Origin of the sequence: Cellvibrio sp., from assembly GCF_039207905.1 — a bacterium.
Classification (GTDB): Bacteria; Pseudomonadota; Gammaproteobacteria; order Pseudomonadales; family Cellvibrionaceae; genus Cellvibrio.
In genome coordinates this window covers 1-25,503 of sequence record NZ_JBCECX010000038.1, presented here as the reverse complement: position 1 = coordinate 25,503, position 25,503 = coordinate 1, and the positions used below count along the sequence as shown (strand labels likewise).

The following is a 25,503-nucleotide window of genomic DNA, read 5'->3' as shown; positions in this document are numbered from 1 at the left end:
TAATGAAAGAAGGTAAGCAGCTACTGCAACGCAACCATCAAGCGGGATTGGAACCAAATAATGATGGGATAAGCTGCGGGCCAAATCCAAAAGAAACGATTGAGTCCAAAGAGCCACGCGTTCGCCAAATGAAAAAGTCCGGCAACAACCAAGGCTATTATCAAGAGTGTTTGGTGCAAAAGCGCGAGCGGGAACACCAATTCAAAAATAATAACCGCCCAAGACATATACAATAATAATGCGGGGCGCCGAGCCAATAATCGCACCTGATGGCTAACCGGATAAGCGCTGACCGCAAATACCTGTTGCAGCGCTTCACCACTGCGCCATTGGGCGTTGACCACTTTCACCCAGCCCGATTGAAAATACGACAAGATTAATTGTATCGCCAAATATCCCACAGCTATTTCCTGCCAATAACGCGAGGGAGCCAAATGTGACAACCACAAACAACCCAATACCAACATTGTCATGGTATCGCTGCCGCCATTGTAGGGCCCGCGAAAACGACGAATAAGAATGATAGAAGTAACAACTAAAGCCGTTTCAACCAACAACGGCTGAATACCCGCTGTTAGCAAGATCGCGAATAGTGCACGAATGAATCCCAGTGTTTTTTCCGGTTGGATACCGCGCACGAACTCAATACTTTGCTGAAAAATCGCAACACCTAAAACAATTTCCGCTATACGAACTGCCAACTCCAGAGTCATTTATCATCTCCAGAAGTAGGCAGCGAAAACGCACGCGAAATAAACGTAATATCCTCAGTCAATTGTCCATTCTCCGCAACCAGAGCCCGGACGCGAAAAAATAAAGTCTGCGCATTTATAGGCACAGGAATTTCACGGGCACTAATTAAATGCAACAACCGCTGGGCAATTTGCTGTTCATGAAATTCAGAGTGGGATTCAAATAAATGCTCAGCACAAGTATTGATATAGAGGCGATCATTCCATTTGGGATTATGCAGAAGCTGCACAATGCCTGAAGTGAAACTGATTTTTTCTGGCAGGGGAAAAACAGGAAACCAATCGGCGGGTTCAAGCTGAGCTGTAGAAGCAAAGCCCACCTCAATACGCGGAGATGGGCCGATGCTGCTGAAAAAACGCCAGGAGGGAAAAAGGACGGGTAAAATCAATCGTAGCAATTTCAAACACCGCCTCTTATAAAAAAACTGCCCTTATTAAAGAGCAGCTCTTGGCATTTTATATTTACAGCTCTGGCCGGGAGTTTACTCTGCGCGCGCTGTAAAGAAAATAAATCGCCACACCCAATGCCATCCACACCAACAAACGCAGCCATGTATCAAGCGGCAAGCCAGACATCAGGAACAATGCAGACAAGGCACCGGCAGGCGCTACAAACCAAATAGCAGGGACACGGAAGGGACGATGCAAATCAGGACGGGTTTTACGCAACATCAACACACCAATGCAAACGATAACAAATGCCGATAATGTGCCGATACTCACCAACTCTCCTACCAATCCCATCGGTAATATACCGGCGAGAACAGCAACCACAATACCGGTGAAAAATGTTGCCTTAAACGGCGTGCGGAATTTTTTATGGACATCTGAAAAAATGCCGGGCAATAAACCATCGCGCGACATGGAATAAAAAATGCGGGTTTGCGCCAACAACAAAACGAGAACAACCGTAGTGAGGCCTGCAATTGCCCCCAGCTTCACGATGGGCGCCAACCAAGGTAAGCCCAAGGTATCAATAGCAACTGCAATAGGATCAGGCACGCTGAGTTTGTCGTAAGGCACCAGACCTGTCAGCACATAGGCAACCAGAGCGTAGAGCACAGAACAAATTAACAGTGAGCCAATAATGCCGCGCGGCATGTCGCGCTGTGGATTTTTTGCCTCTTGCGCTGCGCAGGAGACTGCATCGAAACCAATATAAGCGAAGAATACTACTCCAGCACCAGTGAGCACCCCACCCCAACCAAAATTACCGAATTCATCAATTGGAGGAACAAAGTTTCCGTCCGGGTTGCCTGCCGTTACCCAATTCTGGTGATCTACCGCATTCCAACCCAAAACAATAAACGTGATAACGACTAACAGCTTCACCGCAACTATCACCGCGTTTACCTGTGCAGACTCACGCGTACCGATTGCCAGAAGCCATGAAGTTATCAAAACAATTAGCGCCGCTGGAAGATTAATAATATTCCCGGTCGAGATCCACTCCCCGCTTAATGCGTTGTACGACCACGGGCCTTGCGTAAGCATGGTCGGAATGTAGATACCAAAATTCTTTAAAAAACTGACCACATAACCGGACCAGCCTATAGCAACAGTAGTCGCGCCCAGTGCGTACTCCAAAATGAGATCCCAGCCGATCATCCAAGCAATAAATTGCCCCAGAGATGCATAGGCATAGGTGTACGCGGAGCCAGCAACAGGAACGGATGAAGCGAGTTCGGCATAACACAAACCTGCAAACACACAGACAATCGCACCGGCAATAAACGATAAAACCACCGCCGGCCCAGCATTAGCGGCTGCAGCGTGCCCACTGAGGACAAAAATTCCAGCACCGATAATGCACCCAATACCCAGCGCAATAAGATTCCAAACCCCCAGCGAACGTTTTAGTCCGCGATCACTGCCATCCACTTCATCGCGCAAGGATTCAACCGATTTGCGAGCCCACATGTTATTCATATTTTTCTCCGACAAAGCTTATCGATAAGCGCACCAGGATTTCACTAACCTCGCCGGATAACAGCGAGACAACCCCAGTGACCATGCAAAAATCCTGCTAAATTCGCAGCTACAGCAAATAAACGGCTACAGCAAAGCCCTAACTAGCAGTCCAACAACAATTGCATTTAACACAGGGAGTTTTACGCACAGATAAAGTGCATCCAGGTACAGTTGAGTGGCAAAAAAACAACCACACAATCACATCATTATTATTAACAACAGTTTATTTCTAACCAACAAAAACAAGATCAAGCTGAACCACCATCATTTATATTTATTTGTTGGCGGAGCATAGCAGCAGAGAATACCCCTGCTGCTTTAAAATAGGAACACTAACGGCATTAATCCGTCGCACTTAGCTTATCGATTTCCTCGATTCGCAAACGAACCATCTCACATTGACCCTTATCAAGCTCACAAGCTCGATTCAGATAGGTGCGCGCCGCAGCGTAATTCTTTTCTCTTAAATAGCGAATCCCAACCACTGAATTAATACTCGCATTGTCAGGATCCAGCTGATGATAAGCCTTAATATGCTCAAACACTTTTTCGCTGTTCCCCAGCCTGTTGTATGCAAAACGCAGAACAACGTGCATGTCTTTATTTCCCGGTGCAAGAGCCAAAGAGCGCTCAGCGTGCTCAATCGACTTTTGCATGAGATTATGCTGCGTGTTTAACGGTGCAACCTTTGTCTGTTCCCAATAATGGTTGGCAAGTTGCGCCTGCAGTTCGGCATTATCAGGATTCTTTTTCAGTGACTTTTCTGCTGCCGCAAACATCTGCAATTCTTGCTCATGCTTTTGGAAAGAAAGCGCAATATCAGCATGTTGGGGAGAATTTTTATTAATTTTCTTAAAATACTTTTCCGCGTAATCATATTCATGATGATGAATAAGTACCCGCGCCATCATATGCCCCAACTCATCATTGCTAAGTTTGCGCTTTTCGATACCACCCTGCACAGCATTGAATTTCAGGCGCGCAGCTTTAAGAGATGGCTCCGCCAAATAGCGCTGATAAGACTCTTGTACAGCCACAATCGATTGACCAAACACCTGCTCGAATCCTTCTCTGGTTTTAGGTGTTTGCGTTGCAAGATAGGTAGCAATTTGCTGTTGATGGTTTGGATAGTTATCAAGCGAACCAAACAAAAAATAATACACAGCAGCGCCGGCATTAAGTTTATAAAATGGATTGGAGATTGTATTTTTATCGCCGAAGATAAGCGACTCAAGCGGAATGGCTGCCGACGGGATAGTTGTAAAACTACGCACCACACCGATGGTTGCCTGATTGTCATGTACGTCTGCTGTATTCAGGATTGTTCGTAAACCACTCGTGTACCAAACAGGATACTTTTCAGCAATCGCAGCTTGCATCAGGTATTGCCACAAGTAAGCATCAATAATCGTCTGCTTTTTGAGATCTGCACTTATTGGCCGCACACCTCGCCCGATCATCAAATACTGGCTGCCTTCGATACGATCAACAAATGCACCTGCATTCTGGGTTGGTTTAATTTTTTGATAAAGCGCGTAATCAGAGTGGGTAATGATCTTAACTTTTGTAATCTGCACGGATGGCGCAAGTGCCTGTACAAGATTAGCTTGATTCTCCAGGGACTCAATCCAACCCGCTACCTGACTTTCAGATGCATCAGAATAAAACTGCACATGCGGTGAGGTGTATTCAACCCATCCACTCGCCGATGCAGAAGCTGCACCCAAGAGAAATGCCATCAAAAAAGCGGGGGTAAACAAGAATCTCTTCATCTGAACTTATTCCATCAAGAAAATGGGGCCTTTTTAGGCTTTATTGTATGGCCACCATTCTATTTGATAATCCTTCTCATGCATACACTCTGCGGGACTATCACAAGCTGCATCATTGTTGACAGGTCACATTGCTTTTTTCTTCAATTTTTCAATCTCATCGCGCAACTTGGCGGCCACTTCAAATTCCAGATCTTTTGCAGCCTGGAACATTTGTTTCTCCATCAATTCAATTGTTTTCCAAATATCTTTCGGATTCACATCAACTGAATATTTGCCAGAACGCTCAGCAATTGCCATAGCTTTATTGCGCGCTGCCCTGCTACCACCACCTGGAGCCACTGAACCCTCCAGAATGTCCGCGATGCTTTTATTAATCCCTTTAGGCGTAATTCCATGTTTGAGGTTGTGTGCAATTTGTTTTTCGCGACGGCGATCAGTTTCATCGATAGCACGCTGCATGGAACCGGTAATTCGGTCAGCGTAGAGAATCGCTTTGCCTTTTAAATTTCGCGCAGCGCGACCAATCGTTTGGATCAATGATCGATCCGAACGAAGAAAGCCTTCTTTGTCCGCATCCAGAATAGCGACCAAAGACACTTCGGGCATATCCAAACCTTCACGCAGGAGGTTGATACCTACAAGCACATCGAATTGGCCCAAGCGCAGATCACGGATAATTTCGATACGTTCAACAGTATCGATATCCGAGTGCAAATAACGAACACGCACGCCATGCTCGGCAAGATATTCCGTAAGATCTTCCGCCATACGTTTAGTGAGCACCGTAATTAATACACGATCTCCCTCACCTACGGTTGCACGAATTTCAGAAAGTACATCATCTACTTGGGTAGTTGCCGGGCGAATTTCAATTTGTGGATCGATAAGACCGGTGGGCCGCACCACCTGCTCAACAACTTGCCCTTCATTTTCCTGCTCGTATTTTCCCGGTGTGGCCGAGACCATAATCATTTGCGGTGCGATACGTTCCCACTCGTCAAAACGCATCGGGCGATTATCTAACGCCGATGGCAAACGAAAGCCGTATTCAACCAGAGTTTCTTTGCGCGAGCGGTCGCCTTTATACATGGCACCAATTTGCGGAATGGTTACGTGGCTTTCATCGATAACCAGCAAGGCATCCTGCGGCAAATAATCAAACAATGTTGGCGGCGCTTCACCGGAGTTGCGGCCGGACAAATAGCGCGAATAGTTTTCGATACCATTGCAGTAGCCAAGCTCTTGCATCATCTCCAAATCGTAACGGGTGCGCTGCTCCAATCGTTGTGCTTCAACCAGCTTGTTGTTTTCACGCAGGTATTCCAAACGCTCACGCAATTCTTCTTTGATATTTTCAATCGCCTCAAGAATCTGTTCCCTCGGTGTTACATAGTGTGATTTCGGATAAATAGTGAAGCGCGGAACTTTTTGTAACACCTCGCCCGTGAGCGGATCGAAAATCGAAATTTGTTCAACTTCATCATCAAATAATTCTATGCGCACCGCTTCAATATCGGAATCAGCCGGATAAATATCAATTACCTCGCCGCGCACGCGATAAGTCGCGCGGGAGAATTCCATATCGTTACGCGTGTATTGCAACTCAGCGAGACGGCGCAAAATTTGGCGCTGATCGATCTTGTCGCCGCGCACAATGTGCAGCAACATTTTCATATAGGCTTCGGGATCACCCAAACCATAAATCGCGGACACAGAGGCGATAATAATGGCGTCTTTGCGCTCCATCAGCGCTTTGGTTGCTGACAAACGCATCTGCTCAATATGTTCGTTTACCGCAGAATCTTTTTCGATAAAGGTATCGGATGATGGGACATAAGCTTCGGGCTGATAGTAGTCATAGTAAGAGACAAAATATTCAACCGCGTTATTAGGAAAAAACTCTTTGAACTCGCCATAGAGTTGCGCCGCAAGGGTTTTGTTGTGCGCCATAATCAAGGTCGGCCGCTGCACCTGTGCAATCACATTGGCCACGGTAAAGGTCTTACCCGACCCAGTCACACCCAGCAGCGTTTGGTGTGCCAAACCCGCCTCTATGCCCTGCACAAGACCGGCAATTGCCGTAGGTTGGTCGCCGGCAGGCGCAAATTCACTATTAACAACAAATTGCTTGGACATAAGAACCCAATAATGAATAAAAGAGGGATTGTAGCGAAAACTGGCCTGATTTGGATGGCAAGCCGTTGTGAATACTCGCTAGACTTGAAGACTATACAGATTAATTCCTGAACCTGACAAACTATGTCAGTAGAACTACCCCCGCAAACTGAGATCCACAATGGAATTTACCTTAGAAATACTGGCCTTTTTATTTATTGCCGCTGCAGTGGCAGGTTTTATGGACACACTCGCAGGTGGCGGTGGCTTGATCACAGTGCCGGCGCTGGTTGTGTCCGGCGTACCGCCACTCGCCGCACTGGGCACCAACAAACTGCAAAGTAGCTTCGGCTCGGGTACTGCAAGCTTTTTATTGTTCAAGCGTAAGAAAATCGATTGGCAAGAATTGCGCCCAATGATGATTGCCGCATTTATAGGTTCAGTAATTGGAACCGTGATTGTTCAATTTATTGATGCAAAATTATTGGGTTTTATTATCCCGTTAGTGTTAGTGATAATCGCTGCGTATTTTATTACTGCCCCCTATTTCAAATTTGAATCCACTAAGCCAAGAATATCAGCCAGCCTTTATCAAAAAACCGTACTGCCTGTTATTGGTATGTATGACGGAATGTTCGGCCCAGGCACAGGCTCTTTTCTTGCGGTTGCCGGTGTGAGCTTACGCGGTCTCGAATTAATCAAAGCAACAGCAACCGCCAAGCCGTTAAATTTCGCCACAAATATCGCCTCATTAATCGTTTTTATTTTTGCCGGTCAATTGGTGTGGGCTGCAGGCTTAACAATGATCGTTGGACAAGTGCTGGGCGCCTGGATTGGTTCGCATTATCTTTTTAAAGTGAACCCCAAAATATTGCGGATACTGATCGTTACAATTTGTTTGGTGATGTTAGGGCAATATTGGTTCAAACAATATGGTGTTTAAACAGGTAGAAATTACATGATGGGCTTGCGCAATAGGCTGATGCTAATTCTCATCACTTGTACACTGAGTGCCTGTGTTGTCGCTCCCAAAAAGGTAGCGAGCTACGATGGAAACTGCATGGTATCAACACAGAAGATAGTGCTTACCACCGCACAACTGCAAGAGTTTAATAAGATCAAATGCGTTACAAATAGTTGCAGAGCAGAATTTGTAGAAGCGACAGTAACTTCAGTGCTCGTGACAACAACAAGTGCCATAGTGTCAGGGTCTATCGCACTCGTCGGCAATACACTTTACTGGCTGGAAAGCCAAGGCAAATGCCCAAATATGCAACAACCAGCTGAAGAAATACCAAAAAAACCAAAAGAAGAATATTTACTTGAAGAAGAAATAATTACGGCGACTAAATCCTGATTTTATTGTTCACATCACGATTCTCTGCAACGGGTCGCTGCTCGATCACATCCCTGCCCGATTTAACCATACGATCATAAAGCACAACATGAACTGTAGCCGCAAGATTCATACAACCGATGGTTGGGATATAAACCACGTGTTTACAGTGATCCAACAACTCTTTTTTAATTGATCCATCTTCCGGACCGAAAATATAGTAAGCATTGTCAGGATGGACGAAGTCCATTAGTGGCGTTGCACCTTCGATTAACTCGACTGCAACCAAAGTTGCGCCCGGCGGAATATCATCGAGCAAATTTTCCACCTCAACTAACGCGATTTTTTTAGTTGCGTTTTTTGTATCTGCAGCAAATTTTTGCGCGCGGGCAAAACGCACACCACTGTAAAACACGGTATCTGCCTCAAAACAACCTGCCGCGCGCATAATCATGCCAACATTGACTGGATTCTTAGGGTTAACCAAACCAATGTGGGAGGATTTTTTACTCATAACAAAAACCTGAGATGATATTGAGGAGATCAAAAATTGGGGGCAGCAAGCGGCATCCCTACGTCAGGAAAGGCGCTGCTTGAAATCGTCGTAGCCAAATTCACGGACGATTTGTAAGTCATCGCTACGCGAATCCCAAATCGCAATCGCGGGCAAATTAATGCCATTGAATGTTGTGGTCTTCACCATAGTGTAGTGAGCCATATCATCAAACATAATACGTTGCCCAACGGATAAAGGCGCATTAAAACTGTAATCGCCAATAACATCGCCCGCTAAACAGGTCATGCCGCCCAAACGATATGTATGGGCCAATTCATCTGGCATGCCAGCGCCCAATACATCTGCACGATACGGCATTTCTAATACATCCGGCATATGGCAAGTTGCAGAGGTATCGAGAATGGCTTGCGCCATTGTATTCCAGGTGATGTCCAACACTTCAGCAACCAACACACCGCTGCGAAGCGCAACCGCCTCACCTGGCTCAAGATAAACTTGCAATTGGTGGCGGGCGCGAAAAGATTTAATCAGTTCGATCAGCTCAGCAACCTGATAGTCTTCACGGCTAATGTGATGGCCGCCACCAAAATTGATCCATTTTATTTGCGAGAAATAGCGACCAAACTTCTCTTCAACTGCTGCGATTGTTCGCTGTAGCGGCGGCAAGTCTTGTTGGCAAAGAGTGTGGAAATGAAGACCGCTAATTCCATCTAAAATATCAGGATCATCATTTAGTGCTTGTTCAAATTGCGCAATTGTCACACCCATGCGTGAACAGGGCGCGCACGGATCATAAAGCGCAACCTCGCCTTCTGAATGCTCGGGATTAATGCGAATACCGAACTGCAACTCCGGACGAACACACTGCGCATTTAAAGCAAGCGGTTTGAAACGAGACCACTGGGAAAATGAATTAAATAAAACGTGATCTGCAACTTTTAAAATTTCGATCAAGTCAGATTCTTTATATGCAGCAGAATAACAGTGAACTTCGCCACCAAACTCTTCTTTGCCCAAGCGAGCCTCATGCAAACCACTTGCGCAAGTACCCGATAGATACTGACGAAATAAAGGCGCAAGGTTCCAACAAGAAAATGCTTTTAACGCAGCCAGCACTTTTGCACCGCTTTCGTGCTGTACACGGTTGAGAATTTTTAAATTATCCTCAACCGCTACTTTATCAATCACAAAGCAAGGTGATGGAACACGCGTAGCATCAAAATGGGCGAAGTATTCACGCTTTTGCATCAATTAACCTTCAATCGCACTTGGATCAACTTCAACAACTTGCCACGGCAAACCGTACTTATTCAGATCGTCCATAAATGGATCGGGATCATACTGTTCCATATTCCATACACCCGGCTTTTTCCACTTACCTTCCAATATCATTTTTGCCCCGATCATCGCAGGCACACCAGTGGTGTAAGAAATGGCCTGGGATTTTACTTCGCGGTAACATTCCTGATGATCACAAACGTTATACACAAACATCGCAACGGGTTTGCCATCTTTAACACCTTGAGCAAAACAACCAATACAGGTTTTACCTTTGGTTAATGGGCCGAGACTTGCTGGATCTGGCAGCAATGCCTTCAAAAATTGCAGCGGTACTATTTCGCGACCTTCAAACATAATCGGTTCAATACCGGTCATTCCCACATTACCCAACACTTCCAGATGCTTTAAATAATTATCGGAGAATGTCATCCAAAAACGGGCACGTTTAATTTCCGGGAAATGTTTAACCAGTGATTCCAATTCTTCGTGATACATCATGTAGATTTTCTTGGGGCCGATCTCAGCCGGAAAATAAAACACCTGATTAACACTCAGTGGTGCAGTCTCAACCCAATTGCCATTTTCCCAGTAGCGTCCGTTCGCCGTCACTTCACGGATATTGATTTCGGGATTGAAGTTAGTCGCGAATGGCAAACCGTGATCACCCGCGTTGCAATCGATAATATCCAGCTGATGAATTTCATCGAAATAATGTTTTTTCAAATACGCGGTATAAACATTGGTCACACCCGGATCAAAACCGGAGCCCAATAAGGCCGTAATTCCAGCGTCTTTAAATTTATCCTGATATGCCCACTGCCACGAATATTCAAATTTAGCGGTATCCAATGGTTCGTAATTGGCAGTATCCAGATAATCAACACCGGTTTCCAAACAGGCGTCCATGATCGTCAGATCTTGATAAGGCAGGGCAACATTAATGACCAAGTCCGGCTTTTCAGCATTGATCAAGGCAACCAGCGCAGGGACATTATCTGCATCAACTTGCGCTGTTTTTATCGGGCGATTTAATTGCGCAGCTATAGCTTTGCATTTGGATTCAGTACGGCTCGCCAACACAATTTCTGAAAATACTTCAGGTAACTGCGCGCATTTATGCACTACAACACCACTTACTCCACCAGCACCGATAATTAACACTTTTGCCATTAATCTACACTCCAAACCAATCTGTAAATAAAATCATTTAACAACATCACTGCACCGGATTAACCTGCGCTCCGTTATTTTTCAAAGTAGGTATATCCACGCAAGCCCTCTGAGTAAGCAGAAAGCATTTGTTGGCGATCCGCCACACTGATAATGCCATCGCGTACTGCTTGCTCGGCGGTTTGACGAAACTGCTCATATAGCTCATTGGGTTTGTACTCAACATAACTCAATACATCCGCAATACTATCGCCATGTAATTCGTGCACAAAATCGATACTGCTATCGGCGTTAATTCGCACGCTGGCGACATTGGTATCGCCAAACAAATTGTGCAAATCCCCCAAGGTTTCCTGATAGGCGCCCACTAAAAATACGCCGAGATAATACTCCTCACCGGCTTTAACAGGATGCAATGACAAGGTGGTTGACTCACCTTCAGGGCTAGCAAATTTCTGTAGCTTTCCATCGCAATCACACGTCAAATCCGCAATGATCGCTTGACGCGTAGGCTCCTCATCCAAACGATGGATAGGCATTACCGGAAACACCTGCCCTATAGCCCATGAATCTGGTAGCGATTGGAATACGCTGAAGTTGCCGTAATAAATATCAGCCAATAATTGCGGTAAACTTTCCAACTCGGCAGGAATACGTTTCATTTGCGGCAAAAGCGCGGCAATTTTTTGCAGCCCCGCAAGGTAAATATTTTCACCCAATACCCGGTGACGCAAACTGATATCACCTGAGTTAAATAAGTCGCGAATTTTATCGCGATAATAAATAACGTCGTTGTAGGACTCTTGCAAATTAGATGTGCTGGTCACATTGCGGGTGTGCCATAAATTCTCAATCATTTCATGGCAATCTGCTGGCAAAACCTCAGGTAAAGCCATAGGATCAAAGTGAGTTACATCAAGAATATTAAATAACAAAACCGATGTATGAGCCACGGTTGCCCGGCCTGATTCAGTCACTATTGTTGGATGCGGAATATTGTGTGCATCCAGGCTTTCCTGAATCGATTCCACTACATCGATACAATATTCCTGCACTGAATAATTACGACTGTGTCCATTAGTGCTGCAAGTACCGTCGTAATCAATCGCCAAACCGCCGCCCAAATCGAGATAACCGAGTGGAGCGCCCTCGCCCACCAGCTCGATGTAATAGCGACAAGCTTCCAATACGCCGGCGCGAATACTGCGGATATTGGGGATTTGTGAGCCCAAATGAAAATGCAGCAGCTGGAAGCAATGTAATAAATTAGCATCGCGCAAGGTATCAATCACGCTGACCAATTCATTGGTATTCAAACCAAATAAACTACGGTCACCGCTGTCTGCGCTCCAATGACCTTCCACTTTGGTCGATAGTTTTAGTCGCACACCAATTAAAGGTTCTATATCCAGTGCACGGCTACGCTCGATGACAAACTGCAATTCCGTCAGTGTTTCCAGCACGAAAAAACATTTAAAGCCGAGTTTGCGCGCTTGCAAACCGAGCGAAATAAATTCTGCGTCTTTGTAACCGTTGCAGATAATAATGCTCTCACGATTGGTAATCGTGGCTAATGCAATCATTAATTCTGCTTTACTACCTGCCTCCAGGCCGTGATTGTAACGCTGACCAAAGCGCGCAATCTCTGCAATCACATGACTCTGCTGATTGACTTTGATTGGAAATGCACCGCGATACTGGCCACGATAATTACTGGCAGCAATTGCTTGTGCAAATGAATCATTAAGAATACTGATTCGCGAATCGACAATATTTTCAAGGCGCAACAACACCGGCATTTGCAATCCGCGCTGCTGTAATCCATCGACAATATCCATTAAGGATACATTTACTTCGCCTTCAGGAGTTGGTGCGCGCACAACAACATCACCCTGTGGCGCAACGCCAAAATAACCGCTGCTCCACTCATCAATACCGTAAAGCTCAGCGGATTTGCGTGCAGACCAAGAGGTTGATTGCTCAGAATTATTCAAAATATATCGACCCTTATGATTAACGGGGTGTTCCGCAAGTGAGAATTGAAACCAATAAGCACTAAAAAAACATATTACTTATGGCAAAAAAGAAAAATGGCGCGCAATTTTCCACATTTTTTGTGAAAAATAAAGCATCGCGCCATTATATGAATAGAAATTAACCAGAAAAAACAGAACTTATCTCTGTGTTAACGCTTGCAGATACTGAATCAGCACACCCATATTCTTAATATAAGTTCCAGTTGAAATACCCATAACCGGTTTTTCTACAGGAAATGGTGAGGTATCCCATTCATTGCCCACCATAGTCGCCGAATAATTATTATCAGCCTTGGTTGCCGGGGCGACACCATTATATGGATTGGTTGTGTAATAAAGTGGAGTTGGCCAATAACCTTCTTTATTCAAACTGTTAATCAGCGCCGCTGCCTGATCAGGAAGTTTTTTTGCTGTCGCTGCTTTTTGCGCGCGAAAATTTAAATCCGATACGCTCACCCTACCAAGCGTGAAATATTTCGGTAACGCAATATTTCCCATCGATTTGAGCGGAGAGTTTGCAACAACATCTTCCGACTTCTGTGCCAAAGCTTCCTCATATGCAGCACGCAATTTCGCCACATTAATATTGCTGGTGGATTTGTAGTGAGCCAGCATATTTCCGGGAGTGTAATCCACGTAGTACTCACCATTTGTCCTATTAGCACCGCTCCGGTGAGTGAATAGTGATTTATTGGTGCCCAACTCAATGAAGGACGGATGACTACGCCCCTCATATTCCGGTTTATTGGGCAACTGCAAGCTCTCCAACCACGCGAGCGCTTCAGGAATGCGCGCAAGAAATTTCGATTCGCCCGTCATGTAATAAAATTTGATTAGCTGCTGGATATTCTCGGCCGTTGTCGGCGTGTGCAGCGCCTTAGGCTCATAGGAGCGCGCGCCAGCAGGTACAAATTCTGTTGTGTACTGCAACGCCCAACCCGGTTGCGGCTGCCCCATCTGCATCACTAAAAAACTATTCATCGCGCGAATGACAGGTTCGCGCACCCGCGCCTCACCCAGCATCTGATAACACATCAGTAAGAAATCGATATTCTCAGCGGCAACATCGTCATTGAAGGTAATAAAAGACGAATAATCCGGATGATCTTTAGATGGATGATCGTGCATTAACGGAAAACGTTGCGGCCAACCACCAATCGGATACTGGCTATCCAACATAAAGTTGATGGCTTTATTGAGCGAAGGGCGATATTTGGGATCGAGCTTCTCCACATAAAGACGCAACAGAAACTTTGCCGCCTCCGCTGTGCCAACATCATCAAACGTTGCATTGCCGTAATAGTGATGAAACTCTTCCAATCTCCAGGCCTGCTTACCCACGGTCGCATACCAATCCTTGAGTGATGCTTCCCCATTAAAATCGGCCACATAATTCCATCCACCACTTGGATGCTGAGCATATATAATTGCGCCCGCCACCCGTTCGGCGGCCGAGTAATAGAACTCATCGTTGGTGGCATGATAGGCATCCAACAATAAATGCCCCACGGTTGCGGTACCAGGCGGCTGCATCCAGATCATTGAGCGACGCGCCTCAAGCTCGCCCCATTGGCGGGAAAAATCAGGCAGATACGACCAGACAAAACCACCGCGATAACTGGCTTTATCCAGCATAAATTGGGTAGCCGTTTTCATGGTGCTTTGGGTTTGTTCAAGCGTGGGGGCAGCCAGCACTGGACTGGAGTAGCCAAAGACAAGGAAGACAAGAAGGATCAAATTCTGGTTGATGGTACGCATAGCCGCTCTCTAATTATAGATATCCGGGTATAGATTCTATTGTTATGAATTTTGCGACCGAAAAACCTTTGCAGATAAATACTTAGCACTATTTTTATAAGTAATACATTAGGCTTGCTTGTCATGATAATAAGCGCCATCACCGGTATCGGATAGGCGTTTAACACTTTTTATCGGTATCCACTCCGTCGCATCAATTAAGCTGCCAGCTGCGGAAACATCCCCTTAATGCCACCTGCGATAAATTCCACAGCAATCGCAGCCAGTAACAATCCCATCACTCGCGTAGACATCACAATACTGCGCGTACTTAAATGCTGACGAAACCAGGGTAGAAATTTAAAACACAGCCACAGCGAACCGCCCACCAACAAAATGCAGCCGGTAATCGCCACATAATGCAGAACTGAATTGGATTGATGCGCATAAACAATAACCGCGCTCATAGCACCTGGCCCGGCTAACAACGGCATAGTTAATGGAACCAATGCGATAGTTTCATCCTGCGCCGCCTCAATTTCTTCCGGCGTATGGCCGCGCGACTTGAGCATCGTCAGCCCCATCAATAGCAACACAATTCCACCCGCACAGCGAAATGCATCGATGCTGATACCAAAAGCCCACAGAATCCATTCACCGATTAACAAGGCAACCATCAACGCAGTAAACACAGAAATAACCGTCAATCGCGCAGTCTTAAATTGCTGTTCACGCGATTGGTGAACTGTTAATGCGAGAAAAACAGGAACGGCGCCTAGGGGGTCAACAATCGCCAACAGGCCGATGAGGAATTTGGTGTATTCGGTGATTTCGAGCATGGTTTTATCTTCGCCCGTTCATTTGGATTATGTTTAAGTCTAGGCAGGATTTAGGGAAATAAAAAAGGCGATCCGAAGATCGCCTTTTAGAAAACACTTAACTAGTAAAATTAATTACCAGCCAGTGATTTCTTTCAGTGCTTTACCGATATCGGCCAAGCTCTTAACAGTTTTCACGCCAGCGTCTTCCAGTGCAGCAAATTTCTCGTCAGCAGTACCTTTACCGCCAGAAATAATCGCACCAGCGTGACCCATGCGCTTACCAGCAGGCGCAGTTACACCAGCGATGTAAGACACAACAGGTTTGGTCACGTTTGCTTTGATGAATGCTGCTGCTTCTTCTTCCGCAGAACCACCGATTTCACCGATCATTACGATCGCTTCGGTTTGTGGGTCAGCTTGGAACAACTTCAGGATGTCGATGAAGTTAGAGCCCGGGATTGGGTCACCACCAATACCTACGCAAGTAGATTGGCCGAAACCGTAATCGGTAGTTTGCTTCACAGCTTCATAAGTCAAAGTACCTGAACGCGATACGATACCTACTTTACCTGGCTTGTGGATGTGGCCTGGCATGATGCCGATTTTGCACTCGCCCGGAGTGATAACACCTGGGCAGTTAGGACCAATCAAACGCACGCCCAACTCGTCACACTTCACTTTTGCGTCAAGCATATCGAGGGTTGGGATACCTTCAGTAATACATACGATCAACTTGATGCCGCCGTTAGCTGCTTCAAGGATTGAGTCTTTACAGAAAGGTGCTGGAACATAGATTACTGATGCATCAGCACCAGTAGCAGCAACTGCTTCAGCAACAGTGTTGAACACTGGCAAGCCAAGGTGAGTTTGACCACCTTTACCTGGAGTTACACCACCAACCATTTTGGTGCCGTAAGCAATCGCTTGTTCAGAGTGGAAAGTACCTTGCGCACCGGTGAAACCCTGACAAATTACTTTGGTGTCTTTGTTAATTAAAACGCTCATGTTCTTCGCCCCTTATTGATTCGCAGCAGCTGCAACAACTTTCTTGGCAGCGCCAGTCAAGTCGGTATCGGCAATAATGTTCAGGCCGCTTTCGCCCAACACTTTTGCACCCAATTCAGCATTGTTACCTTGCAGACGAACAACAACAGGTACTTTTACGCCCACTTCTTTAACTGCACCGATTACGCCTTCTGCGATCATGTCGCAACGTACGATACCGCCAAAGATGTTGATGAATACTGCTTTCACCGCGTCATCAGACAAAATGATTTTGAACGCTTCAACTACGCGCTCTTTGGTCGCACCGCCACCTACGTCGAGGAAGTTAGCAGGTTGGCCGCCGTGCAATTTAACGATGTCCATGGTACCCATCGCCAAACCAGCGCCGTTAACCATACAACCGATATCACCGCCCAGAGCAACGTAGTTCAACTCCCAAGCAGCAGCGTGAGCTTCACGCGCGTCTTCTTGAGTTGGATCTTGCATTGCTTTCAATTCTGGATGACGGTACAGAGCATTGCCGTCGATTACCAATTTCGCATCCAGGCAGTGCAAGTTACCTTCTGGAGTAATTACCAGTGGGTTAACTTCCAGCAACGCCAAATCCTTCTCTTTGAAGAGTTTGGCCAAGCCAAGGAAAATATTAACGAATTGGTTGATTTGCTTGCCTTCCAAACCAAGTTTGAAAGCCAGGTCACGACCTTGGAAAGGTTGAGCACCTACCAGCGGATCAACAGCAACTTTGAGGATTTTCTCTGGAGTGTCATGTGCAACTTTCTCGATCTCTACACCACCTTCGGTAGAGGCCATGAACACGATACGGCGGCTTGAACGGTCAACTACAGCGCCCAGGTACAACTCTTTAGCGATGTCAGTGCAGTTCTCAACCAAAATGCGGCTTACTGGTTGGCCTTTCTCATCAGTTTGATAAGTAACCAGATTCTTGCCCAACCACTTTTCAGCGAAAGCGCGGATGTCTTCTTTGCTCTTAACCAGCTTTACGCCGCCCGCTTTACCGCGGCCACCAGCGTGAACCTGAGCTTTAACGACGAACATATCGCCGCCGATTTGATCCGCAGCAGCAACAGCCTCTTCAACAGTCGCAGCAGCAATGCCTTTAGAAACAGGCAAACCATATTGGGCAAACAGTTGCTTACCCTGATACTCGTGCAAATTCATGGTGTAGTTCCATTTGACGATGGTTGGACATGCAATTATCGATAAACATGCCAACTGGGTTATCGATGGAGACGAACCTTATGAGTTCGCCCCCGCCTAAAAAACGAGGACTCTATGGTTCTCTTAACGCTTCTTCTTGTTGGCGATGTGGATGGCATGACCATGCACCGCCAATGCTGCTTCGTGGATAGCCTCAGACAGGGTTGGGTGACCAAACACCATCATGCCCAGATCTTCCGCACTAGAACCGAACTCCATTGCAATCGCCACTTGTTGAACCAGATCAGCAGCGCTTGGACCAACAATGTGGGCACCAAGAATGCGATCAGTAACAGCGTGAGCAATAATTTTTACCAGACCCTGGGTTTCATTAGCAGCCATTGCGCGGCCAGAAGCTGCGAATGGGAAGGTACCCACATTGTATGGCTCACCCGATGCTTTCACTTGCTCTTCAGTTTTACCTACAGAAGCAACTTCCGGATGGGTGTAAATTACGTTAGGAATAATATCGTAATTAATTTGTGATTTTTGGCCTGCAATACGCTCAGCAACCATCACACCTTCTTCAGAACCTTTGTGCGCAAGCATCGGACCACGCACTACGTCACCAATTGCCCATACGCCCGGCGCATTAGTTTCGCATTGTTCGTTTACAAAAATAAAACCACGCTCATCCAGATTTACACCACTGTCAGCAGCCAACAGATTTTCAGTGAATGGACGACGACCAACACAAACAATTAACTTATCAAACGTTTCTTGTTGCTCTTTGCCTTCTTTATCGAGATAAGTCACGGTTACTTCTTTACCGTTTACTTTTGAGCCGGTAACGCGTGAGCTGGTGCGGATATCCAAACCTTGTTTGGTCAGGATTTTTTGAGTTTCTTTAGCAATTTGTTGATCCATAATCGCAAGGAAACTATCCAGAGCTTCCAACACAGTTACTTTCGAACCAAGACGATTCCAAACCGAACCCAACTCCAAACCAATTACGCCAGCGCCGATTACACCGAGACGCTTTGGCACTTCAGAGAACTCCAACGCACCAGTTGAGTTAACAATTACATCGTTATCAACAGGAGCTGGTGGAATATTGATTGGGTTGGAACCAGAGGCAAGGATTACATTGTCTGCGTCATATACAGTGACTTTGCCTTCAAAGTCAGTAACTTCAACTTTTTTACCAGCCAACAATTTACCAGTGCCAAACAAACTGGTTACACCGTTTGCTTTAAACAACCCGGCGATACCACCGGTCAAGTTTTTGATGATTTGATTTTTACGTGCAATCATCGAAGGAACATTAATTTCAACACCTGATGCAGTAATACCGTGAACTGCAAAATCATCTTTTGCTTCATGATATTTGTAGGAGCTATCGAGCAGCGCTTTTGAAGGGATGCAACCTACATTCAAGCAAGTACCGCCATTTACGCCCTTGCCTTCTTCGTTTTTCCACTTCTCGACACACGCAGTCTTAAACCCAAGCTGCGCAGCACGAATTGCGGCAACATAACCCGCTGGGCCAGAACCGATAACTATCACATCAAATTTTTCAGACATAACAATGTTCCTAAATTATTAACGTCGGCTACAACCTTGTGAGCGGTAACCCTTCACATAAAAAAACGCTCTTAGGTTGCCAAGAGCGTTTCAAAAAGCAGATTAGATTTCCAACAAAATGCGCGCTGGATCTTCTAACAAATCTTTGATTGCCACGAGGAATTGCACTGCGTCCTTACCATCCAACAGACGATGATCGTAAGACAGAGCCAGATACATCATCGGCAGAATCTCAACCTTACCGTTAACAGCCATTGGACGCTCTTGAATCTTGTGCATACCCAAAATGGCAGATTGTGGCAAATTCAGGATTGGAGTAGACAGCAATGAACCGAAAGTTCCGCCATTGGTGATTGTGAAGGTACCACCAGACATTTCCTCAATGCCCAATTTCCCATCGCGTGCACGCAAACCGAAATCGCGAATAGTACTTTCGATACCAGCAAGACTCATGTTCTCAGCATTGCGCAACACTGGAACCACCAAACCTTTATCGGTAGATACAGCAACACCAATATCTTGATAACCGTGATAAACGATATCGTTATTGTCGATAGAGGCATTTACTTGTGGGAAGCGACGCAGTGCTTCTGCAGCAGCTTTTACAAAGAAGCTCATAAAGCCCAAGCGAGTACCACCGTGCGCTTTTTCAAATTGATCTTTGTATTTCGCACGCAGTGCCATGATCGGCGCCATATTGACTTCATTAAACGTGGTCAGCATTGCAGTTGTGCTGGATGCTTCAAGCAAACGCTCGGCAATACGTTTACGCAAACGTGTCATTGGTACACGCTTCTCAACACGATCACCTACTGCTTCGATTGCAGCGGCTGGCGATCCAGCAACAGGAGCTTGTGCAGCAGGTGCGCTTGCTGCAGGAGCTGATTTCAAATGATTAGCTACATCTTCTTTCAACACGCGACCATCTTTGCCTGAACCAGCAACAGCAGCGGTGCTTACATTGTTTTCTTCTGCCAATTTGCGGGCAGCAGGATTAACTGCTTTGTCTGCAGCTGGAGCTGCGGCAGGTGCAGAAGCAGCAGGCGCGCTGGCAGCAGCTTGGCCTGCCGCACCTTCAACAAAACGCGCAATGACTTCATTGCTCAGAATGGTTTCGCCTTCGCCTTTAATAATTTCAGCGATGCTGCCATCAGCAGGTGCGACAACTTCCAACACAACCTTGTCAGTTTCAATATCAACGATCAGCTCATCGCGCTTGACGGCTTCACCTGGTTTTTTGTGCCAAGTTGCTACGGTGCCATCGGCAACGGATTCAGGGAAGGTAGGTGCTTTGATTTCAATACTCATGCTATTCCATCTCTCTGTAGCGCTAGGATTTATTTGATCAAGTTAAAAAAGCAAAAGCACTCACACTGTGAGCGCTTTATTAACAAAACGTTTTTCTTCTTCAATGTGCGCGGACATATAACCACCCGCTGGTGCTGCTGAAGGATCACGGCCAACATACTCAAGATGCAAACCTTTACCATACACATCAGCAACCACATGACGCATGTGATGCTGGCTGCTGTACCAAGCACCCTGATTCATCGGCTCTTCCTGGCACCAGAAAATATCTTTGATATTTTTGAACGGTGCGAGTGCGGCTTTCAATTCTGCTTCAGGGAACGGATAGAGTTGCTCCAAACGAATCAACGCAACATTATCCTGATTACGTGCAGTGCGCTCTTCCAACAAGGTGTAGTAAACCTTACCACTACACAGAATCACGCGCTGTACTTTTGCCGGATCAACGCTTGCATCAGTGATCACGTTTTGGAAACTGCCATTGGACAACTCTTCCAAGGTAGACGTTGCCAATTTATGACGCAGCAAAGATTTAGGGCTCATTACTACAAGCGGACGACGCATTGGGCGAATCGCCTGACGACGCAGCATATGGAAAACTTGAGCCGGTGTAGATGGCACACACACTTGAATATTGTGTTCAGCGCACAATTGCATAAAGCGCTCAAGACGTGCCGATGAGTGCTCTGGCCCCTGCCCTTCATAACCATGTGGAAGCAACATTGTCAGACCACACAAGCGACCCCACTTATGCTCCCCGCTGGTGATGAACTGGTCAATAACGACTTGAGCACCGTTAGCGAAATCACCAAATTGTGCTTCCCAAATGACCAAACCAGTCGGTGCAGTAGTTGAATAACCGTATTCAAATGCAAGAACAGCTTCTTCTGACAAATATGAGTCAAACAGTTCAAAAGATGGTTGTCCAGGTGCCATATTAGCGAGTGGGACGTAAGAGGAACCATCTTTTTGGCTATGTACAACGGCATGGCGATGAGAGAAGGTACCACGGCCGACGTCCTGACCAGTCATACGTATTTGGTAGCCCTGCTCAACCAAGGTTGCATAGGCCAGAGTTTCAGCCATGCCCCAGTTCAGCGGCAAAGCACCACCGGCCATTTTACGGCGGTCTTCATAAATTTTTTCTACTTGCTTCTGCAGCACAACCCCATCAGGGAACTCGCACATTTTATTGGCGGCAGATTGCAGCACTTTTAGATCACAACCGGTATTGGCTGGAGTTTCCCAGTCATGACCTATGTACGGAGCCCAATCCACAAACAAAGTGCGGTCAGGTTCACTTACCAAACCACTGGCAACATTTTCACCGCGATCAAGTGCAGCACGATAATTGTTGGTCAACTCATCTGCAGCGGTTTGCGTCAACAGGTTGGCAGCCACCAATTGGTCGGCATATAAAGTGCGAGTGGTTTTAAGTGCGCGAATAACTTGATACATCAGTGGCTGGGTTGCTGATGGCTCATCAGTCTCATTGTGACCACGGCGACGATAGCAAACCAGATCAATTACCACGTCTTTCTTAAATTCGTAGCGGTAATCCATCGCCAACTGAGCGATAAACAATACTGCTTCAGGATCATCACCATTCACGTGGAAGATTGGACATTCAATCATTTTAGCAACGTCAGTACAGTATTCCGTCGAACGTGCGTCTTCACGTTTGTTGGTAGTAAAACCAACCTGGTTATTGATCACGAGGTGCAAGGTACCACCGGTGCCGTAGGCGCGGGTTTGGGACATTTGGAATGTCTCCATTACCACACCTTGACCGGCAAAAGCAGCATCACCGTGAACCACGATAGGAACTACTTTTGCGCCAGTCTTGTCGTTGCGACGGTCCTGACGTGCACGAACAGAACCTTCAACTACCGGAGAAACAATTTCCAAGTGCGATGGGTTAAACGCCATCGCCATGTGCAATTCACCGCCTGGAGTCATTACGTTAGATGAAAAACCTGAGTGATATTTCACATCACCTGAAGTTTTCAACGAACGCTTGCCATCGAACTCAGCGAACAATTCTGCAGGGCTTTTTCCGAACACATTAATCAATGTGTTAAGACGGCCGCGGTGAGCCATACCCAATACGATTTCTTTTGCACCATAGGTACCGGCGCGTTTTACCAACGCATCAACGAGGGGGATGAAGCTCTCGCCACCTTCCAAACCAAAACGCTTGGTGCCCGGATATTTACTATCGAGGTGACGCTCAAGACCTTCAGCAGCAGTCAAACGCTCAAGCAATGCAAGACGCTGTTCTTTACTGAACTCCGGATTAGAGCGAACGCTTTCGAGGCGTTGCTGCAACCATTGCTTTTCAGCAAGTGGAGTGATGTGCATGATTTCCGCACCGATATGACCGCAATAGGTCTTCTCCAATGCTTCAACAATTTCACGCAGAGTCGCTTGCTCTTTACCGATAAACAGACTGCCAGTATTAAATACAGTGTCGAGATCTGCATTGGTTAGGCCATGGAAGCCCAAATCCAAATCAGCCACAGGGGCACGCTGCATCAACCCCAGAGGGTCGAGCTGGGCTTTTTGATGACCGCGAAAGCGGTAGGAACTGATCAGTTGCAATACTTTGATTTGCTTTTGCTCGTGTTCTGCACTGACAGAACCACCGGCAACAGCAACGGTGCGAACACGGGATTTACCCAGTTGTTCAAATTGAGCGCGAATGACCGAATGGGGAGTATCTTGAGTCAGCACACCATTAACGCGTGGCAGCTGATCGAAATAGTTGCGCCATTCTTCAGGAACGGCATTAGGATTATGTAAATACGAGTCGTAGAGTTCTTCGACGTAAGCAGCGTTCCCACCGGAGATGTGAGACGTACTCCAAAATTGCGCCATAATGCTGTCTTGCATTCCACTCACCTTAATCTTTGGGGACTCAGGCATCCCCTGCTATCAACTAGCGGTTAGCTACTAAACGCTTTCAACTTGTGATTAAAAGCGCCGCTTTTAAGTTACCGTCACCCAAGGCGACAGTGAACAGTTTTTGATTAAACGAGCACAAACCGCTCATCAAATCGTCAAATTTTTACCGGCTTCAGATAAACAAAAGCGCCACCTTAGGTAGCGCTCTGTAACAACATATTACGAATATGGCCGATGGCTCGTGTCGGGTTCAAGCCTTTGGGGCAAACCGAAACACAGTTTTGGATACCATGGCAACGAAATACGCTGAAAGGATCATCCAGATTAGCCAATCGCTTTTCTGTCGCCAAATCGCGGCTGTCAGCAAGAAAACGATACGCCTGTAACAAACCAGCCGGACCGATAAATTTATCGGGATTCCACCAGAATGATGGGCAACTGGTTGAGCAGCAGGCGCAGAGTATACACTCATATAAGCCATCGAGCTTCTCGCGATCTGCTGGAGATTGCAAACGCTCGATTGCCGGAGCAGGCGTATCGTTCTGCAAGTATGGCTCAATTTTCTTGTATTGATCGTAGAACTGGGTCATATCAACTACCAGATCGCGAATTACGGGCAAGCCCGGCAATGGACGTAAAATCAACGTATTGTTTTTGATACATTCGGAAATTGGCTTGATACAAGCCAAACCGTTTTTACCATTGATGTTCATACCATCGGAACCACACACACCTTCACGGCATGAGCGACGATAAGCCAAAGACTGATCCTGCGCCTTTAATAACTCCAGAACGTCCAGCACCATAAGGTCTTTACCTTGAGTATCGATCTCATAGGTCTTCATGTAAGGCGCGTTATCAGTTTCTGGGTTGTAGCGATAAACTTGTACTTTCAACATAATTTTTCTCCCGATCACCCTACACGGTTATTAATAGGTACGTTTCTTAGGCTGGAATGCATCCATAGTGCGCGGTTTAAAATTCACCGCACGCTTGCCAACACGCTTTTCACCGGGGAAATAGACTGAGTGACACAACCAGTTAGTATCGTCACGGTCTTCAAAGTCTTCACGGGCATGCGCACCGCGTGACTCTTTACGCTCTTCTGCTGCAATCGCCGTTGCTTCAGCAACTTCAAGCAGGTTTTGTAACTCCAACGCTTCAATACGCGCAGTATTAAAGGCATTGCTCTTATCGGTAATGGCAACATTCTCGATACGCTTACGCAGCTCGGCAAGTTGCTCGATCCCCTTCTGCATAAACTCACCCTTACGGAATACACCGAAGAAGTTTTGCATAATGGTTTGCAGCTCTTTACGCAGCACTGCAGCGCTCTCACCGCTGTTAGAGGTATTGATTTTATTCAAGCGCGCCATGGCTTTGTCGATATCAGCCTGGGTGGCATCGCGATGTTCAATACCTTCACGCAGTGCTTTTTCGATGTACAAGCCAGCTGCACGACCAAACACCACCAAGTCGAGCAATGAGTTGCCACCCAAACGGTTAGCACCGTGTACAGATACACAAGCCACTTCACCGCACGCAAACAAACCATCAATCACCACATCATTGCCATCGGCATCGATAGTTAGTGCCTGGCCGTTCACGTTGGTTGGAACACCACCCATCATGTAGTGACAGGTTGGCACAACAGGGATTGGGGCATACACAGGATCAACGTGCGCAAAGGTACGCGACAATTCGCAGATGCCTGGGAGCTTGCTTTCGAGCACTTCTTCGCCCAAATGATCGAGCTTCAGCAGTACGTGGTCTTTGTTAGGACCCACACCGCGACCAGCAATGATTTCCTGAATCATGGAACGCGCAACAACGTCGCGACCAGCAAGGTCTTTCGCGTTAGGAGCATAACGCTCCATGAAACGCTCGCCATCGGCGTTGATCAGATAACCACCTTCACCGCGGCAACCCTCAGTCACCAATACACCAGCACCAGCGATACCAGTTGGGTGAAACTGCCACATTTCGATATCTTGCACCGGGAAACCAGCGCGCAATGCCATACCAACACCATC

20 protein-coding genes are annotated in these 25,503 nt (G+C 46.5%); 2 read left to right on the top strand and 18 right to left on the bottom strand.

Annotated features, from left to right (window positions below; genetic code table 11):
* Positions 1-20: 20 nt before the first annotated feature.
* The 5 genes from AAGC78_RS18165 to uvrB all read right to left on the bottom strand — a co-directional run bounded on the left by AAGC78_RS18165 (position 21) and on the right by uvrB (position 6,634).
* On the bottom strand, positions 21-713 hold the full coding sequence (locus tag AAGC78_RS18165) for an HTTM domain-containing protein (protein ID WP_435785522.1): 693 nt from the start codon (positions 711-713) through the stop codon (positions 21-23).
* Complete coding sequence (locus tag AAGC78_RS18160; protein WP_435785521.1) at positions 710-1,150, bottom strand: hypothetical protein; 441 nt, start codon at positions 1,148-1,150, stop codon at positions 710-712. The genes AAGC78_RS18165 and AAGC78_RS18160 overlap by 4 nt, the downstream gene beginning before the upstream one ends.
* Positions 1,151-1,214: 64 nt before the next feature.
* Positions 1,215-2,681, bottom strand: coding sequence for an amino acid permease (locus AAGC78_RS18155; protein WP_435785520.1), 1,467 nt, complete (start codon positions 2,679-2,681; stop codon positions 1,215-1,217).
* A 383-nt stretch (positions 2,682-3,064) separates the two neighbouring features.
* The gene (locus AAGC78_RS18150) at positions 3,065-4,495 is read right to left on the bottom strand and encodes a tetratricopeptide repeat protein (RefSeq protein WP_435785519.1); all 1,431 of its coding nucleotides are present in this window, start codon (positions 4,493-4,495) and stop codon (positions 3,065-3,067) included.
* Positions 4,496-4,621: 126 nt separating this feature from the next.
* Positions 4,622-6,634: an excinuclease ABC subunit UvrB gene (uvrB, locus tag AAGC78_RS18145; RefSeq protein ID WP_435785518.1), complete on the bottom strand. Its 2,013-nt coding sequence runs from the start codon at positions 6,632-6,634 to the stop codon at positions 4,622-4,624.
* A 160-nt stretch (positions 6,635-6,794) separates the two neighbouring features.
* Between uvrB and AAGC78_RS18140 the strand changes: the two genes are divergently transcribed.
* Both AAGC78_RS18140 and AAGC78_RS18135 read left to right on the top strand, forming a co-directional pair.
* A complete protein-coding gene (locus tag AAGC78_RS18140; RefSeq protein ID WP_435785517.1) occupies positions 6,795-7,556 on the top strand; it encodes a TSUP family transporter in 762 nt (253 codons plus the stop codon).
* Between the two features lie 15 nt (positions 7,557-7,571).
* Positions 7,572-7,970 carry a hypothetical protein gene (locus AAGC78_RS18135; RefSeq protein ID WP_435785516.1) on the top strand — a complete coding sequence of 133 codons (399 nt, stop codon included), beginning with the start codon at positions 7,572-7,574 and terminating at the stop codon, positions 7,968-7,970.
* Here the strand turns inward: AAGC78_RS18135 and AAGC78_RS18130 are convergent.
* The 13 genes from AAGC78_RS18130 to AAGC78_RS18070 all read right to left on the bottom strand — a co-directional run.
* Complete coding sequence (locus AAGC78_RS18130) at positions 7,960-8,463, bottom strand: RNA methyltransferase (RefSeq protein ID WP_435785515.1); 504 nt, start codon at positions 8,461-8,463, stop codon at positions 7,960-7,962. The genes AAGC78_RS18135 and AAGC78_RS18130 overlap by 11 nt on opposite strands.
* Before the next feature lie 63 nt (positions 8,464-8,526).
* Positions 8,527-9,714 carry a carboxynorspermidine decarboxylase gene (gene nspC / locus AAGC78_RS18125; RefSeq protein WP_435785514.1) on the bottom strand — a complete coding sequence of 396 codons (1,188 nt, stop codon included), beginning with the start codon at positions 9,712-9,714 and terminating at the stop codon, positions 8,527-8,529.
* Between the two features lie 3 nt (positions 9,715-9,717).
* Positions 9,718-10,917 (bottom strand): saccharopine dehydrogenase family protein, encoded by a 1,200-nt coding sequence (locus AAGC78_RS18120; protein ID WP_435785513.1) that lies wholly within the window; start codon positions 10,915-10,917, stop codon positions 9,718-9,720.
* Between the two features lie 74 nt (positions 10,918-10,991).
* On the bottom strand, positions 10,992-12,911 hold the full coding sequence (gene speA / locus AAGC78_RS18115; RefSeq protein WP_435785512.1) for a biosynthetic arginine decarboxylase: 1,920 nt from the start codon (positions 12,909-12,911) through the stop codon (positions 10,992-10,994).
* 180 nt (positions 12,912-13,091) lie between these two features.
* Positions 13,092-14,711 carry a pectate lyase gene (locus AAGC78_RS18110; protein ID WP_435785511.1) on the bottom strand — a complete coding sequence of 540 codons (1,620 nt, stop codon included), beginning with the start codon at positions 14,709-14,711 and terminating at the stop codon, positions 13,092-13,094.
* A gap of 197 nt (positions 14,712-14,908) precedes the next feature.
* Positions 14,909-15,529: a MarC family protein gene (locus AAGC78_RS18105; protein WP_435785510.1), complete on the bottom strand. Its 621-nt coding sequence runs from the start codon at positions 15,527-15,529 to the stop codon at positions 14,909-14,911.
* Between the two features lie 114 nt (positions 15,530-15,643).
* Positions 15,644-16,516 (bottom strand): succinate--CoA ligase subunit alpha, encoded by an 873-nt coding sequence (gene sucD / locus AAGC78_RS18100; protein WP_039914112.1) that lies wholly within the window; start codon positions 16,514-16,516, stop codon positions 15,644-15,646.
* A 12-nt stretch (positions 16,517-16,528) separates the two neighbouring features.
* Entirely contained in the window at positions 16,529-17,695 is a 1,167-nt protein-coding gene (gene sucC, locus AAGC78_RS18095; protein WP_435785509.1) for an ADP-forming succinate--CoA ligase subunit beta, read from the bottom strand.
* Between the two features lie 123 nt (positions 17,696-17,818).
* A complete protein-coding gene (gene lpdA, locus AAGC78_RS18090; RefSeq protein WP_435785508.1) occupies positions 17,819-19,258 on the bottom strand; it encodes a dihydrolipoyl dehydrogenase in 1,440 nt (479 codons plus the stop codon).
* Between the two features lie 102 nt (positions 19,259-19,360).
* A complete protein-coding gene (gene odhB / locus AAGC78_RS18085; RefSeq protein WP_435785507.1) occupies positions 19,361-20,566 on the bottom strand; it encodes a 2-oxoglutarate dehydrogenase complex dihydrolipoyllysine-residue succinyltransferase in 1,206 nt (401 codons plus the stop codon).
* Between the two features lie 60 nt (positions 20,567-20,626).
* The gene (locus AAGC78_RS18080; protein WP_435785506.1) at positions 20,627-23,458 is read right to left on the bottom strand and encodes a 2-oxoglutarate dehydrogenase E1 component; all 2,832 of its coding nucleotides are present in this window, start codon (positions 23,456-23,458) and stop codon (positions 20,627-20,629) included.
* A gap of 206 nt (positions 23,459-23,664) precedes the next feature.
* Entirely contained in the window at positions 23,665-24,369 is a 705-nt protein-coding gene (locus AAGC78_RS18075; protein ID WP_435785505.1) for a succinate dehydrogenase iron-sulfur subunit, read from the bottom strand.
* 30 nt (positions 24,370-24,399) lie between these two features.
* Positions 24,400-25,503, bottom strand: a 1,104-nt coding sequence (locus tag AAGC78_RS18070; protein WP_435785504.1) for an FAD-binding protein, incomplete at its 5' end; no start/stop codon positions are given.